We start from the raw sequence: 13,799 nt of genomic DNA on the forward strand, positions 1-13,799 counted from the left end.
CGAGTGGTCAGGCGATCGCGTTGATCGACGTGACCAGACGCTCCTTGAAGGCGTCCGGCAGCGGCACGTAGCCGGCGGCGGCGAGGTTGGCCTGGCCGTCGTTGGCGGCCACGGTCAGGAACGACTTCACCGCGGCGGCGGTGTCGGCGTCGTAGCCCTTCGAGCACACGATCTCGTAGGTGGCGAGGACCAGCGGGTAGGCGCCGGACTCCTTGGTGCCGTAGATCGAGTTCAGGTCGAGCGCCAGGTCGTTGCCCTCGGCCGCGAACTTGGCGGCGTCGATGGCCTTCTTGGCGGTGTCGTCGGTCAGCTCGACCGCGCCGGCGCCGTTGTCGATCTGGGCCATCTTCAGGCCGGCCTGCTGGGCGAAGCCCTTCTCGACGTAGCCGATGGCGCCCGGGGTGGCCTGCACGGCCTGCACGACACCCGAGGACTTCTGCGCGCCCTCGCCGGCGCCGCCCTGGAACTCACTGCCCGCGCCCTTGGTCCACGACTGCGGAGCGGCCGCGCCCAGGTACTTCTGGAAGTTGTCGGTGGTGCCCGACGAGTCCGAGCGATAGACCGGCTTGATGTCGGTGTCCGGCAGGGAGGCACCGCTGTTCAGCGCGGCGATGGCCGGGTCGTTCCACTTGGTGATCTGACCCTGGAAGATCTTGGCCAGCACGTCGCCGTTGACGACCAGCTTGTCCACGCCGTCGACGTTGTAGGCCATCGCGACCGGGCCGAAGACAAGCGGCAGGTTCCACGCCGGGTTGCCGCCGCAGCGGTCGGCGGCCTGCTGGATCTGCTCCTTGCTCAGCGCGGAGTCCGAGCCGGCGAAGTCGACCTGCTTGGCGATGAACTGCTCACGGCCGGCGCCCGAGCCGGTGGGGTTGTAGGACAGGTTCTTGCCGGAGCAGACCTGGCCCCACACCTTGTTGAACTCGGCGATGGCGTTCTGCTGTGCCGTCGAACCCTCGGCGGTCAGCGAGGCCTTGCCCGCGCAGTCGGCCGACGAGGCGGACGCGCTACCCGACGAGGAGCCCCCGGACGAAGAGCTGCCCGAGTTGTTGTCGCTGCCACATGCAGTCAGCAGCAGGGCGGTGGCGGCGGTCATCGTGAGTGCCGTTCCCATGCCCTTGCCGATGCGATTGAGCTTCACTGATCCCACTTTCCGTTGACGGCTTCGAACCCTCCGGCAACGTATGTGGCCGTCATGGACGGCTCGGGGATGGAAGGTGAACGAACCGTGAACTCGCTCAGCGATCTCACAGCTGGCGGGCTAACGGAAGGTGTACGCGACGTCCGCGTTGAACACCTCGAAACCGAGCCGTTGATACGTCCGGACGGCCTGCGAGTTATCTGCTTCGACGTAAAGCATGACGGTCCCCGACGGGCCGAGTTCGTCGCGCAGATGATGCAGTCCGACGAGCGTCAACGTGGCGCCCAGGCCCCTGCCCTGTTCGGCCGGATCGACGCCGACGACGTAGACCTCGCCGAGGGGTGGGGGGTCACCGTCGCCCGACCCGCGCGAGTGGATCTTCGTCCAGTGGAAGCCGACGAGGCGGTCGCCGTCGACGGCCAGGAACAGACCGGCCGGGTCGAACCACGGCTCGGCCCGGCGCTCGGCGACGTCGGCCTCGGTCCAGCCGCCCTGCTCCGGATGCCAGGAGAAGGCGGCGTTGTTCACCCGCAGCAGCTCGGCGTCGTCGGCCGGGCCGGCGTAGGTCCGCAGCACGACGCCGGGCGCCACCGTCACCGGCGGGAGGTCGGCGAGCGACCGGTGCATCTGCCACAGTTCGCGCGCGCTGACCAGACCCAGCGTCGCGGCCACCGCCCGCGCCGGCGCGAGGTTGCCGTGCGCCCACACCCGGGCGCCGTCGCCGCCCGCGGCGAGGCCGGTGCGGAGGAGTTCCGCGCCGATGCCCCGGCGGCGCGCCCCGGGGTGCACGACGGCCTCGGCCATCGCGGGCGCCTCGTCCGTCGCCGCGGCGAGATTGAGGTAGCCGACGATCCGGTCGTCCTCGGTGGCCACGAGGTGGCGGGTGCGGGCGTGCGGCAGCTCGCGCAGGACTCCGTCGCCGACCGGGGCGATGCCGTCGTGTGCCGTCGCGGCGTCGACGACGTCACGGACGTGACGCTGCTCGGCGTCGCTCAGCGCGTCACGCCAGTCGATGGCTCGGCTCACTGCGTGCGCAGCGGGTCGACGAACGGGTCGGACAGTCCGTCGACGGCGTCGTAGTCCTCGTCGTCGACGTCGTCGCCCAGCTCGACGCCCGGCGCGGGCGGGCGGCCGCGCGCGGGGCGGACGGCCTTGTAGCCCACGTTGCGGACGGTGCCGATCAGCGACTCGTACTCCGGTCCGAGCTTCGCGCGCAGGCGTCGGACGTGCACGTCGACGGTGCGGGTGCCACCGAAGAAGTCGTACCCCCAGACCTCCTGGAGCAGCTGGGCGCGGGTGAACACCCGCCCGGCGTGCTGTGCCAGGTACTTCAGCAGCTCGAACTCCTTGTAGGTGAGGTCGAGCGGCTTGCCCTTCAGCCGGGCGGTGTAGGTGCCCTCGTCGATGACCAGCTCGCCGAGGCTGACCTTGCCGACGCTCTCCTGGTCGGCGCTGCCGCCGCGGCGGCCGACGAGCAGGCGCAGCCGCGCGTCGATCTCGGCGGGCCCGGTGCTGGGCAGCAGGATCTCGTCGAGACCCCATTCGACGTTGACGGCCACCAGGCCACCCTCGTTGACCACGGCGACGACGGGGACCGACGTCCCGGTGCTGCCGAGCAGCCGGCACAGCCCGCGGGCGGCGGCGAGGTCGGTGCGGGCGTCGACGATCGCGACGTCGGCGGTGCCGGCTTCCAACAGCGAGGACACCTCGGTGGGCGCCGACCGCACGTTGTGGGCCAGCAGCGCGAGCGAGGGCAGGACCGATTCGGGTTGCGGGTCGACGGTCAGTAGCAATAGATCCAACGGGTCCTCCCACATGCCTCCGGGACCATCCCGGCGTCCGTCCACGGCGACAGCGACGCCGACGAAGCCCGGTCACAGCCCAGATTCATGGCTGACACGTGGCCGTTACCGGCCAGCGATCGTCCCACGATAGCGTGCCACCTGCGGTTTGGCCGCGCTGAGCGCCGGGGCCGGTGATCGATGGTCCAGAATGTCCGGGTGCGCAGGCTGCTGATCGTGCTCGTCGCGACGGTGACGTCGCTGCTGGTGGCAGCCGTCGGCGTCGACTTCGGCGGCGCCATCTACGCCGAATACCGCTGGTCGCGGGTTTTGCGCGCCGCCAACGGGCTGACTGCCGACCCCTGGGTGGGCATCCTCGGCTTCCCCTTCGCCACCCAGGCCGCCGATCGCCGCTTCCGCGAGGTCGAGGTGCGGGCCAGCGGCGTCGACCACCCCGTGGTGGGCACGACGTCGCTGGAGGCGACGCTGCACACCGTCAGCGTGCCGGAGTCCAGCTGGCTGATCACCGCGGGTGAGTCGCTCGGCGTCGGCAAGGTGGAGAGCCGCATCATCGTCGACTCCACCCACCTCGGCCGCTACATGGGCATCGACGACCTGCTGGTCGAGGCGCCGTCGCGGGAGACCAACGACGCCACCGGCGGGACCACCGAATCGGGCATCTCGGACAGCCGCGGGCTGGTCTTCACCGGCACGCCCAGCGCCAGCGGCTTCGACGAGAAGGTGAGCATCGCGGTGGACCTGACGATCGTCGGCGCCGACCGGACCACGGTCGTGCTCACCCCGACCGGGGTGCTCACCGGACCGAACACCGCCGACCAGGAGGTGCCCGACGATGTCCTGCCCGCGGTGCTCGCGGCCTTCACCACCACGCTGCCGGGGATGAAGCTGCCGTTCGGGATCGCACCGACCAGTGGTGGCGCGCGCGGTTCCGACGTCATCGTGGAAGGCATCGCGGAGGGAGTAAGCGTGCCGGTCGACGGGTTCAGACAGTCATGAGTTCCTCGGTGATCGTCGTCGTGGCCGTGCTGGTCGCCGCGCTGGGCGTGGCGTACGTGATCGGCCGACTGATCACGCTGCGGGCGGGCATGATCCGCGACGCCGCGAAGGCCGCCGACGTGGACACCTCCGGCCTGGGTCTGTCGACCACCGACCCGACGGTGCTGCACTTCACCGCGACGTGGTGCGGGCCGTGCGCAGCCGTGCGACGGGTGGTCGACCAGGTCGTCGCCGACCTCGCCCGCGACGGCAGCACGGTCGCGCACGTGGAGATCGACATGGACGAGAACCCGGAGGCCGCGAAGCGCCTTTCGGTGCTCTCGTTGCCGACGACCATCGTGTTCGACGCCTCCGGGCGGCCCCAGTTCCGCATCAACGGCGTGCCGAAGGCCGCTGACCTGCGGTCGGCGCTCCAACCGTTATTGGCCTGACGCGCACGTCGTTGGGTAGGCTGTCGGTCGTGTCACCCCGCCTCGAGCCGTTGCTCACCAAGCGCCGCGCAGTCGACCTGTGCCGCGTCGCGGGTTGTTGCTGTTGTTGTCGTAGCTGCTGAGTAGCCGCGCGTCGTCCGTGCCGCACTCCGAGCAGGCCGTCGCGGCATGCCCGCGAAACCCGATGACAAGAGCACCTCGAGGAGCACCTCCATGTCGGACCAGAACATCGCACAGGTCGACGTCCGGGGTCCCCGCTTCACCGCGTGGGTGACCACGGTCGTCATCGTCGCCACCCTGGCCCTGTCCGCCGTCAGCCCCGTCGCGGCCGCGGTCCTGCTGGGGCTGCAGGCCGTGGTCTTCGCCGTCGGCGCCGTCGGCGGGCCGCGCCGGCACCCCTACGGTCGGATCTTCGCCACCCTGATCGCCCCGCGGCTCGGCCCGGTGCGGGCCACCGAGCCGGTGCCGCCGCTGAAGTTCGCGCAGGCGGTCGGGTTCGCCTTCGCCGTCGTCGGCACCCTGGGCTTCGCCACCGGCCTCATCGGCCTCGGCCTCGGCGCCACCGCGCTTGCGCTCGTCGCGGCCTTCCTCAACGCTGCCTTCGGCATCTGCCTGGGCTGCCAGTTGTACCCGCTCGTCGCTCGTCTGCGCCGGGCACCCGCCCCATCGTCGTAAGAGACACCCACACGCAACCGAAAGGATTCCCCTCCATGGCACGTTCCGACGTCCTGGTCTCCGCCGAGTGGGCGGAGAACAACCTCGACGCCCCCAACACGGTGTTCGTCGAGGTCGACGAGGACACCAGCGCCTACGACGACGGCCACATCGCCGGCGCGGTGCGGCTGGACTGGAAGACCGACCTGCAGGATCCCGTGCGCCGTGACTTCGTCGACCAGCAACAGTTCTCCAAGCTGCTCAGCGACAAGGGCATCGCCAACGACGACACCGTGATCCTCTACGGCGGCAACAACAACTGGTTCGCCGCCTACGCCTACTGGTACTTCAAGCTCTACGGCCACGAGGACGTCAAGCTCCTCGACGGCGGCCGCAAGAAGTGGGAACTCGACGGCCGCCCGCTGGTGAAGGACGCGCCGGACCGGCCGGCCACGTCGTACACCGCCAAGGCGCCGAACAACGACATCCGCGCCTTCCGCGACGAGGTCATCGCCGCGATCAACGAGAAGAACCTGGTGGACGTCCGCTCCCCCGACGAGTTCTCCGGCAAGATCCTTGCGCCCGCGCACCTGCCGCAGGAGCAGAGCCAGCGTCCCGGCCACATCCCCGGCGCGATCAACGTCCCGTGGAGCAAGGCGGCCAACGAGGACGGCACGTTCAAGTCCGACGATGACCTGGCCAAGCTGTACGCCGACGCCGGCCTCGACGGCGAGAAGCAGACCATCGCCTACTGCCGCATCGGCGAGCGCTCGTCGCACACCTGGTTCGTGCTGCAGGAGCTGCTCGGCCACAGGAATGTCAAGAACTACGACGGTAGTTGGACGGAATACGGCTCCCTGGTGGGTGCCCCGATCGAGTTGGGAAACTGATATGTGCTCTGCCCCCAAGCAAGGACTGACGCTGCCCGCCGGTGTCGACCTAGAGAAGGAAACGGTGATCACCGGCCGCGTCGTCGACGGCTCCGGCCAGACGGTCGGCGGGGCGTTCGTGCGTCTGCTGGACTCGAGCGACGAGTTCACCGCCGAGGTCGTCGCCTCGGCCACCGGTGACTTCCGGTTCTTCGCCGCGCCCGGCACCTGGACCCTGCGCGCCCTGTCGAAGGTCGGCAACGGCGACGCCACCGTCGCCCCGTCCGGCGCCGGCATCCACGAGGTCGACGTCAAGGTCGCCTGATCCGGCCGACGGGCCGTCCTGCGCGCGATTCACTCGTGAGAAATCACGCACGCGCGCGGGGCGGTACCTGGTCGTTTCGGGTGTCCGCGACGTTCTAGACTGACGTCCGTGGTCCTGTTCTTCGAGATCCTGCTGGTGGTGGCCGTCGTGGTCATCACCTGGTTCGCGCTGTACGCCATCTACCGGCTCATCACCGACGAGGCGTGACTTCCGACGATCCGACCCCCGTGACGCCGGGGTCCGGCGATCGCGCGGTGGCCGCTGCCGCCGAGCGCGCCAAGCAGACCGCGGCCCGCAACGTGCCGGCGTTCGACGACCTCCCGGTGCCCGCCGACACCGCCAACCTGCGCGAGGGCGTCGAGTTCAACGACGCACTGCTGGCGCTGCTTCCCCTGGTCGGCGTGTGGCGCGGTGAGGGGTCCGGCCACGACGCCGACGGCGACTACCGCTTCGGACAGCAGATCGTGGTGTCCCACGACGGCGGCGAGTACCTCAACTGGGAGTCGCGGTCGTGGCGACTGTCCGACACCGGGGAGTACGGCGGCCCGGACCTCCGCGAGACCGGGTACTGGCGCTTCGTGCACGACCCGGCCGACCCCGCCGAGTCGCAGGCGATCGAACTCCTGCTCGCGCACTCCGCCGGCTACATCGAACTGTTCTACGGCACGCCGCTGAACCAGGCGTCCTGGGAATTGGCCACCGACGCGCTGGCCCGCAGCAAGTCCGGCGTCCTCGTCGGCGGCGCCAAGCGGCTGTACGGAATCATCGAGGGCGGCGATCTGGCCTACGTCGAGGAGCGGGTCGACGCCGACGGCGGGCTGGTGCCGCACCTGTCCGCCCGCCTGTCCCGGTACGTCGGCTAGTGCGGCGCACCGCCGTCGCGGGCGCCGCCCTGGTCCTCGCTCTGACGGCATGTTCGTCCAGCACTGATCCGCAGCCGGCCCCCAGCTCGCCCGGTTCCGAGCACGGCTCCTACGCCAACTGCCTCAGCGCGCACGGTGTCTCGTCGCCGCCCGCCGGCCCCGCCGCGCCTCCCGGCGTCGACCCCGCCACCTGGGCAGCGGCGCAGGAGGCGTGCGCCGACATGGCCCCCGGACCCGCGAACTAGGTCGTGCCCGGCAGCTCGCCGACCAACGGGTCAGCCGAGCACCCGCCGCAGGAACGGCGTCGAGTCGCCCAGCGAGGCGAGCACCGTGCCGCTGTGGTCCTGGTCGGGGTAGACGTGCAACTCGACGGGCTGCTCGTGCGCCCGCAGGGCGTCGGCGAGCCGCAGCGACGACGACGGCGGCACGTCGCGGTCCCGAAGGCCCACGCCGAGGAACAGTGGCCGGTCGTAGCCGGTGACGGGGATCCCGAGGTACGCGGTCAACGCGTCCCGTACGCCCGGCACGGACGCCAACGGCGCACGGAACAACTCGTCGGGCGTCACGCCGTCGAGGCTCGCGGCCAGATCCGCGGTGCAGAGCCGCTCGGCACGGTCGACCGCATCCCGACCCGCCGGGGACAGCGTCGCGTCGACGTCGAGGTCCGGTCGTGCGTCCCGGAAGCCGGCCAGGATGTAGGCCGAGTACGCCGTGGCGATCGGACCGAGGCCCGGCGGCAGCGCGAGGTCCGGACCCGCCCCGGCGACGAGGTCCTCGAGGAACGCCGGCGTGCCGGTGGCGACGGCCCCGCGGTAGTCCAGCCCGCTGTCGGCCGCGAACTCCGTCGCGTACCGCGCGGTGGCCACGGCACCGGCGCCACCCTGTGACTGGCCGACGACCACCCACCGCGGCGACAGCGCGACGGACTCGGCGCGGGCGAGGTCGTGGAGGCCACGTACCGAGTCGACGACGGCGTGCGCGGTCGCCGTGGTGCTGAGGTAGCTCATCAGGCCCGGTGTCCCGAGACCGGTGTAGTCACTGGCGACCACGGCGTACCCCTGCGCGAGCCAGTGGTCGAGGTACTCGGCGTCGCGCTCCCCGCGCGGATGCGCCGAGGGGGTGCAGTCGTCGCCGAGGCCCACGGTGCCGTGCGCCCAGGCGAGCACCGGCCACCCGTCGGGAGGCGGCGTGCCCGGCGGCAGGAACACCGCGGCGGTGCTGACGGCCGGTTGCCCGCGCACGTCGGTGGTGGCGTAGCGGAAGCGGAACGCCCGGTCGGCGCCGGGCAGGCTCAGTGCCGCCGCGAGCGGCTCGGACGCGAGCAGCGTGCCGGGAGCGGGGATGTCGCCGGCGGCCGGTGCCGGAGGGGTGGCGGTGCATCCCGAGAGCAGGGCGGTGCACCCCGAGAGGAGGACCGCGAGGAGCGGCAGGACGAGTCGACGCACCCCTGCCACGGTAGGCCCCGGACATGGAGCGGCCCCCGAGCCGTGGTTCCTTGGCGGACGGGCCGAGGGGCTCGGGGGCCGGGTGACTGCCGGGAATTCGCTAGCGCGCGCAGGTGCATCGAGCGCGTGGGGCACCGATCGGGCCCCGTGACACGAACCTCCCGGTGCTGCTAGCGGGCAGCCACCTCACATGTCCATAAGTCACTCAATTTGACGGACCACCTCCCTTCCTGTGTACGAGCGACCGTACTCCCGAAGTCGCACGCCGACAACCGGATTTCGCGGAGCGCGATCACGCGGTGGCCGCCTCCACGACGAGCCGGGCGACGTCGCCGCCGGCGTCCCCCGCATGCAGCGTCACGCCGTCGAGCGTGTGGACGCGCGCCGCCAGCGTGACGCTCGACAGCAGCCAAACCTGCTGCGCGGACACGAGATCGGCGACGCGCACCGGCCCGCTGCGTAGCCGCCAGCCGCGGCGCGCCGCCTCGATGAGCGTCGCGCGGGCGGTGATGCTGGGCAGGACCGGCGCGGCCGGCCCGATGGTGAGCAGCTCGCCGGGTGTGGGCACCAGCAGGACCGCCGCGCGCGCTCCCTCGAGGACGTAGCCGTCCGAGGACACCAGCACGGCGTCCTGGGCACCGGCTCGCCGGGCATGCTGCTGTGCCGCGGTGCACAGCGCGTAGGACATCGACTTCACCGTCGCCACCGACCACGGTCCCGGCGGATCGGCCGGCACGCCGCGGTCGACGGTCACCGCGGCCACGCCGTCCCGGCGCGCGTCGCCGACCCGCGCGGGCAGCGCCGACACCGTGACGAACCCCCGCGGTCCGTGACGACCCGCGCCGTAGAGCACGCGCAGCATGGCCTCGCCGCCCGGCCACCGGCGCAGCGCCGCGGTCACGGCCACCTCGGCGTCCCGGGGTGCGGGCAGCCCGACGGTCGCCGCGGATGCGGCCAGCCGCGCCAGGTGCGCGTCGAGCAGGCAGGCGCGGCCCTCGCGCACCAGCAGCGTCTCGAACACCCCCGCGCCGCGCGCCGCCATCGGCTCGTCCGCGCGCAGCACCGCCCGGTGCGGATCCACCTCCCCGATCGATTTGGGAAGGGCGCCGTCCCAGGAGACGGCCACCGTCCGCACACTCGCCTGCGGACCGTCTGCCATGGGCGACGACGATAGCCAGCAGGCTCGTAGAGTTGAGTCATGTCCGCCGTTCCCGCACCCGAGTCCGGACCCGATGCCGGCGCCACGTGGCACTTCGGCGATCCCCTCGGCGAGCAGCGGTCGGCCACCGACGCCGTCGTCGTCGTGGACCGCTCGCCGCGCGCCGTGCTGACACTGTCCGGCAAGGACCGCCTGACCTGGTTGCACACGATCTCCAGCCAGCACGTGAGCGCGCTCGGCGAGGGTGTCGTGACCGAGAACTCCAGTCTCGACGGCCAGGGTCGTGTGGAGGATCACTGGCTGCAGGTCGACCTCGACGGCGTCACGTACCTCGACACCGAGGCCACCCGCGCCCAGCCCCTCGCGGCGTTCCTCACCAAGATGGTCTTCTGGTCGGAGGTGACGGTCGGCACCGCCGACCTGACGGTGCTGTCGCTGCTCGGACCGGGCGTCGAGGAGGCACCGCTGCTGGAGACCCTCGGTATGCCTGCGCTGCCCGACCCGTGGTCGGCGACGCCGCTGCCCGGCGGTGGGTTCCTGCGCCGCCTCGGCCTCCGGGAGGTCGATCTCGTCGTTCCGCGCGACACCGCCGCCGACTGGCACGGCCGACTCACCGACGTGGGCGTGCGACCAGCGGGGATGTGGGCCTATGAAGCGCTGCGCGTCGCGGCGCTGAGACCGCGCCTCGGCGTCGACACCGATGAGCGCACCATCCCGCACGAGGTCGGCTGGATCGGGGGGCCCGGCGAGGGTGCCGTACACCTCGACAAGGGCTGCTACCGCGGCCAGGAGACCGTCGCGCGGGTGCACAACCTGGGCAAACCTCCTCGCATGCTGGTGCTGCTGCACCTCGACGGCGATACCGATCGGCCGTCGCCAGGCGACCCGGTGCTCGCGGGCGGGCGGGCGGTGGGCCGGCTGGGCACCGTGGTCGACCACGTCGACGAGGGCCCGATCGCGCTGGCGCTGCTCAAACGCGGACTGCCCGCCGACACCGCGCTGACGACCGGCGGCGAGGTGGCCGTCGCAGCGACGATCGACCCCGATTCGCTGCCCGGTCCCGACCAGGGCGGTGCCGGACGGCTCGCCGTGGAACGTCTACGCGGCCGCGCGCGTTGACTCCGAAAGGCCCGGCGACGCTGCAGGGCCGGGCCTGCCAGCGCAGAACCTTTGCGCACGGTAAGGTGTCGTCAGGACGATAAATACACTCAGATCGGAGCCGCCTGAACTTCGGGCCGCTCCGTTATTGCGCGAGGGGGTCCCCCATGGGCCGCGGCCGAGCAAAGGCAAAGCAGACCAAGGTCGCTCGCGAGCTGAAGTACAGCTCGCCGCAGACCGATTTCGGGCAGCTCCAACGCGAGCTGTCGAACGCCCCCGTAGACACGAACGGTCGTGCCTTCGACGACGTCGACGGTGATCTGACGGATCGCTGGGCCGACGAGGACGACTGGCGCCGCTAGCCGCCCGTCCGGAACCTCCGCCCGCAGCCCGACCGCGCCGCGTCAGAACCGCGGGTGCTGTCCGACCAGCTGGGCGCGCGCTTCTCCCTTGGCACCCTTCTTGACCGTGCCGAGCGTCCAGCAGTCGATGTGCCTCGCCGTCAGGATCGCCAATGCGCGGTCGGTGTCCTCTGGCGCGACGACGGCCACCATGCCGACGCCCATGTTGAAGGTCTTGTCCATCTCCTCGCGGTCGACACGGCCGCGCTGGGCGATCATGCCGAACACCGGGGCCGGCGTCCACGTGCCGCGGTCGATCTCGGCCATCAGCCCGTTGGGCACGACGCGTTCCAGATTGCCCGCGAGTCCGCCGCCCGTGACGTGGCAGAACGTGCGGACCTGCGTCTCCGCGGCGAGCGCCAGGCAGTCCTTGGCGTAGATGCGGGTGGGCTCGAGCAGCTCCTCGCCCAGCGTGCGACCGAATTCCTCCACGTGTCCGGCGAGGTCCATCCGGTCGATCTCGAGCAGCACCCGGCGCGCCAGCGAGTAGCCGTTGGAGTGCAGGCCGCTGGAGGCCATGGCGATGATCACGTCGCCCGGTTTGACCCGGTCCGGGCCCAGCACGTCGTCGGCCTCCACCACGCCGACACCGGTCGCGGACAGGTCGTAGTGGTCCGGCGACATCAGACCCGGGTGTTCGGCGGTCTCGCCGCCCAGCAGCGCGCAGCCGGCGATCACGCAGCCGTTGGCGATGCCGGAGACGATCTCGGCGACCCGCTCGGGCACCGTGCGTCCCACCGCGATGTAGTCCTGCAGGAACAGCGGTTCGGCGCCGCATACGACGAGGTCGTCGACCACCATCGCCACCAGGTCGAGGCCGACGGTGTCGTGCTTGTCGATGGCCTGGGCCACGGCGAGCTTCGTGCCGACGCCGTCGGTCGAGGACGCCAGCAGCGGCTCGCGGTAGTCGTTGCGCAGCGCGAAGAGGCCCGCGAAGCCGCCGAGGCCGCCCCGCACCTCGGGGCGCGTGGCCCGCTTGGCCAGCGGCTTGAAGAGTTCGACGGCGCGATCGCCCGCCTCGATGTCCACCCCGGCCGCTGCGTAGGAGGCCCCGTCACTGTCGGCGGACCGACCCTTGCTCGTCATCGCGCCCAAGGTTACCGGTCGTGCCTGCGCGGGCGAAGCCGTGCCGTGTGACACGCTGCCACGATGACGCGACGTCCGCACCCGACGACGGCACTGCTGGCCGCGGCCCTGCTGCCCCTGGCGCTCGCGACGCCGGCCGCCGCGACGCCCGCCAGCGGGGTGACGGCGAGGACGCTGGCGCAGGCCACGGTCGACGGCGTCGACTACGTGACCCGGGAGTTGACCATCGCGCCGGGCGGCAGCACGGGCTGGCACTGGCACGCGGGCCAGGTGTACGGCGTCGTGCGCGCCGGGACGCTCACGCACTACGGACCGGACTGCCAGACCGACGGCGTGTATCCCGTCGGGGCGCCGATCACCGAGGAGACCGGCCCCGCCTACACCCACATCGGCCGCAATCTCGGCCCGGATCCGTTGGTGATGTGGGTGGGCTACATCGTACCGGCCGGGCAACCCCTGGCGACCGATGCGCCGAACCCCGGCTGCCCGTTTGAGTGACCCCCGCAGCGGTCATATCCCTACCCGACGAACGGAGATCGGGTGTCGGAAACTCAGACTCGCCGCTGCCTGGTGACGGGCGCGACGGGCTACATCGGTGGCAACCTCGTGCCCGCACTGCTCGGCCGCGGCCACACCGTCCGTGCGTTGGCCCGCACCCCGAGCAAACTGGACGACGCCGAGTGGCGGGACCGCATCGAGGTGGCCAAGGGCGATCTCGGCGACGCGGATTCGCTGGCCGCGGCGTTCGAAGGCGTCGACGTCGTCTACTACCTGGTGCACTCGATGGGCACGTCGACGGACTTCGAGCGCGAGGAGGCCCGCTCGGCGGACAACGTCGTGACGGCCGCCAAGAAGGCCGGCGTGGCCCGCATCGTCTACCTGTCCGGGCTGCACCCGCCGAACGTCGCCGAACTGTCGCGGCACCTGCGGTCGCGCACCAAGGTGGGCGAGACGCTGATCGCGTCCGGCATCGAGTCGATCGTGCTGCAGGCCGGCATCGTGGTCGGCGCCGGCTCGGCGTCGTACGAGATGATCCGCCACCTCACCGACCGGCTGCCGGTGATGACGGCGCCCAAGTGGGTGCACAACAAGATCCAGCCGATCGCGATCGACGACGTCCTGCACTACCTGGTCGAGTCCGCGACGGCCACCGTGCCGGAGTCGCGCACGTGGGATGTCGGCTGCCCCGACGTGCTGGAGTACGGCGACGCGATGCAGGTCTACGCCGACGCCGCCGGCCTGCGCCGCCGCCTCATCCTCGGCGTGCCGTTCCTGACGCCGGCGATCGCGAGCATGTGGGTCGGCCTGGTCACGCCGATCCCGGCCGGCCTCGCGCGGCCGCTGGTCGAGTCCCTGGAGTGCGACGCGATCATGCACGAACACGACATCGACGGCGTCATCCCGCCGCCGTCGGGTGGCCTCATCGGCTACGAGCAGTCCGTGCGCAATGCGCTGGCCCACAACGGTCCGGCGAGCACCGGCCGACGCTCGCTGATCCGGTTCGGCGCGGCGACGCCGTAGCAGCCGGG

18 protein-coding genes are annotated in these 13,799 nt (G+C 71.5%); 12 read left to right on the forward strand and 6 right to left on the reverse strand.

Features of this window, described 5'->3' with window-relative positions; genetic code table 11:
• Positions 1–7 precede the first annotated feature (7 nt).
• The 3 genes from pstS to FZ046_RS01975 form a co-directional block, all read right to left on the reverse strand.
• Positions 8–1,141 carry a phosphate ABC transporter substrate-binding protein PstS gene (gene pstS, locus FZ046_RS01965; RefSeq protein ID WP_070355070.1) on the reverse strand — a complete coding sequence of 378 codons (1,134 nt, stop codon included), beginning with the start codon at positions 1,139–1,141 and terminating at the stop codon, positions 8–10.
• A gap of 120 nt (positions 1,142–1,261) precedes the next feature.
• The gene (mshD, locus tag FZ046_RS01970; protein ID WP_070355069.1) at positions 1,262–2,167 is read right to left on the reverse strand and encodes a mycothiol synthase; all 906 of its coding nucleotides are present in this window, start codon (positions 2,165–2,167) and stop codon (positions 1,262–1,264) included.
• The gene (locus FZ046_RS01975) at positions 2,164–2,943 is read right to left on the reverse strand and encodes a winged helix-turn-helix transcriptional regulator (protein WP_070355096.1); all 780 of its coding nucleotides are present in this window, start codon (positions 2,941–2,943) and stop codon (positions 2,164–2,166) included. Before FZ046_RS01975 ends, mshD begins: the two co-directional genes overlap by 4 nt.
• 180 nt (positions 2,944–3,123) lie before the next feature.
• Between FZ046_RS01975 and lmeA the strand changes: the two genes are divergently transcribed.
• The 8 genes from lmeA (at position 3,124) to FZ046_RS02010 (ending at position 7,326) form a co-directional block, all read left to right on the forward strand.
• On the forward strand, positions 3,124–3,939 hold the full coding sequence (gene lmeA / locus FZ046_RS01980; RefSeq protein WP_070355068.1) for a mannan chain length control protein LmeA: 816 nt from the start codon (positions 3,124–3,126) through the stop codon (positions 3,937–3,939).
• Complete coding sequence (locus FZ046_RS01985; protein WP_070355067.1) at positions 3,936–4,370, forward strand: thioredoxin family protein; 435 nt, start codon at positions 3,936–3,938, stop codon at positions 4,368–4,370. Before lmeA ends, FZ046_RS01985 begins: the two co-directional genes overlap by 4 nt.
• Before the next feature lie 29 nt (positions 4,371–4,399).
• Positions 4,400–4,492, forward strand: a complete 93-nt coding sequence (locus FZ046_RS28270; protein WP_407664439.1) for an Ms5788A family Cys-rich leader peptide — start codon at positions 4,400–4,402, stop codon at positions 4,490–4,492.
• A 91-nt stretch (positions 4,493–4,583) separates the two neighbouring features.
• Positions 4,584–5,045, forward strand: coding sequence for a DUF4395 domain-containing protein (locus FZ046_RS01990; protein ID WP_070355066.1), 462 nt, complete (start codon positions 4,584–4,586; stop codon positions 5,043–5,045).
• Positions 5,046–5,080: 35 nt separating this feature from the next.
• Positions 5,081–5,914 (forward strand): sulfurtransferase, encoded by an 834-nt coding sequence (locus FZ046_RS01995; protein ID WP_070355065.1) that lies wholly within the window; start codon positions 5,081–5,083, stop codon positions 5,912–5,914.
• Position 5,915: 1 nt separating this feature from the next.
• Positions 5,916–6,218, forward strand: a complete 303-nt coding sequence (locus FZ046_RS02000; RefSeq protein WP_070355064.1) for a DUF1416 domain-containing protein — start codon at positions 5,916–5,918, stop codon at positions 6,216–6,218.
• A gap of 203 nt (positions 6,219–6,421) precedes the next feature.
• Complete coding sequence (locus FZ046_RS02005; RefSeq protein ID WP_070355063.1) at positions 6,422–7,081, forward strand: heme-binding beta-barrel domain-containing protein; 660 nt, start codon at positions 6,422–6,424, stop codon at positions 7,079–7,081.
• Complete coding sequence (locus tag FZ046_RS02010; RefSeq protein WP_070355062.1) at positions 7,081–7,326, forward strand: hypothetical protein; 246 nt, start codon at positions 7,081–7,083, stop codon at positions 7,324–7,326. Before FZ046_RS02005 ends, FZ046_RS02010 begins: the two co-directional genes overlap by 1 nt.
• Positions 7,327–7,356: 30 nt before the next feature.
• On the opposite strand, the gene FZ046_RS02015 is transcribed toward FZ046_RS02010, so the two are convergent.
• Both FZ046_RS02015 and FZ046_RS02020 read right to left on the reverse strand, forming a co-directional pair.
• On the reverse strand, positions 7,357–8,472 hold the full coding sequence (locus FZ046_RS02015; protein WP_246182994.1) for an alpha/beta hydrolase family protein: 1,116 nt from the start codon (positions 8,470–8,472) through the stop codon (positions 7,357–7,359).
• A 346-nt stretch (positions 8,473–8,818) separates the two neighbouring features.
• Positions 8,819–9,685, reverse strand: coding sequence for an aminotransferase class IV (locus FZ046_RS02020; protein ID WP_149484175.1), 867 nt, complete (start codon positions 9,683–9,685; stop codon positions 8,819–8,821).
• 39 nt (positions 9,686–9,724) lie between these two features.
• Between FZ046_RS02020 and ygfZ the strand changes: the two genes are divergently transcribed.
• Together ygfZ and FZ046_RS02030 are read left to right on the forward strand one after the other, a co-directional pair.
• Complete coding sequence (gene ygfZ, locus FZ046_RS02025) at positions 9,725–10,804, forward strand: CAF17-like 4Fe-4S cluster assembly/insertion protein YgfZ (RefSeq protein ID WP_070356378.1); 1,080 nt, start codon at positions 9,725–9,727, stop codon at positions 10,802–10,804.
• A 146-nt stretch (positions 10,805–10,950) separates the two neighbouring features.
• Positions 10,951–11,145 (forward strand): DUF3073 domain-containing protein, encoded by a 195-nt coding sequence (locus FZ046_RS02030; RefSeq protein WP_070356379.1) that lies wholly within the window; start codon positions 10,951–10,953, stop codon positions 11,143–11,145.
• A gap of 42 nt (positions 11,146–11,187) precedes the next feature.
• On the opposite strand, the gene purM is transcribed toward FZ046_RS02030, so the two are convergent.
• Positions 11,188–12,270: a phosphoribosylformylglycinamidine cyclo-ligase gene (purM, locus tag FZ046_RS02035; protein ID WP_070356380.1), complete on the reverse strand. Its 1,083-nt coding sequence runs from the start codon at positions 12,268–12,270 to the stop codon at positions 11,188–11,190.
• A 63-nt stretch (positions 12,271–12,333) separates the two neighbouring features.
• Here purM and FZ046_RS02040 point away from each other — a divergent pair, with 63 nt between their 5' ends.
• Positions 12,334–12,768: a cupin domain-containing protein gene (locus FZ046_RS02040; RefSeq protein WP_070356381.1), complete on the forward strand. Its 435-nt coding sequence runs from the start codon at positions 12,334–12,336 to the stop codon at positions 12,766–12,768.
• 42 nt (positions 12,769–12,810) lie between these two features.
• Positions 12,811–13,791, forward strand: a complete 981-nt coding sequence (locus FZ046_RS02045) for an NAD(P)H-binding protein (protein WP_070356382.1) — start codon at positions 12,811–12,813, stop codon at positions 13,789–13,791.
• Positions 13,792–13,799: the final 8 nt, after the last annotated feature.

This window comes from Mycolicibacterium grossiae, assembly GCF_008329645.1.
GTDB lineage: Bacteria > Actinomycetota > Actinomycetes > Mycobacteriales > Mycobacteriaceae > Mycobacterium > Mycobacterium grossiae.

Excerpts from the sequence above, each read along its gene's own strand:
- lmeA (WP_070355068.1), top strand. The coding sequence starts at position 3,124 with ATGGTCCAGAATGTCCGGGTGCGCAGGCTGCTGATCGTGCTCGTCGCG.
- FZ046_RS01985 (WP_070355067.1), top strand. The coding sequence starts at position 3,936 with ATGAGTTCCTCGGTGATCGTCGTCGTGGCCGTGCTGGTCGCCGCGCTG.
- FZ046_RS01990 (WP_070355066.1), top strand. The coding sequence starts at position 4,584 with ATGTCGGACCAGAACATCGCACAGGTCGACGTCCGGGGTCCCCGCTTC.
- FZ046_RS01995 (WP_070355065.1), top strand. The coding sequence starts at position 5,081 with ATGGCACGTTCCGACGTCCTGGTCTCCGCCGAGTGGGCGGAGAACAAC.
- FZ046_RS02000 (WP_070355064.1), top strand. The coding sequence starts at position 5,916 with ATGTGCTCTGCCCCCAAGCAAGGACTGACGCTGCCCGCCGGTGTCGAC.
- FZ046_RS02020 (WP_149484175.1), bottom strand. The coding sequence starts at position 9,685 with ATGGCAGACGGTCCGCAGGCGAGTGTGCGGACGGTGGCCGTCTCCTGG.
- ygfZ (WP_070356378.1), top strand. The coding sequence starts at position 9,725 with ATGTCCGCCGTTCCCGCACCCGAGTCCGGACCCGATGCCGGCGCCACG.
- FZ046_RS02030 (WP_070356379.1), top strand. The coding sequence starts at position 10,951 with ATGGGCCGCGGCCGAGCAAAGGCAAAGCAGACCAAGGTCGCTCGCGAG.
- purM (WP_070356380.1), bottom strand. The coding sequence starts at position 12,270 with ATGACGAGCAAGGGTCGGTCCGCCGACAGTGACGGGGCCTCCTACGCA.
- FZ046_RS02040 (WP_070356381.1), top strand. The coding sequence starts at position 12,334 with ATGACGCGACGTCCGCACCCGACGACGGCACTGCTGGCCGCGGCCCTG.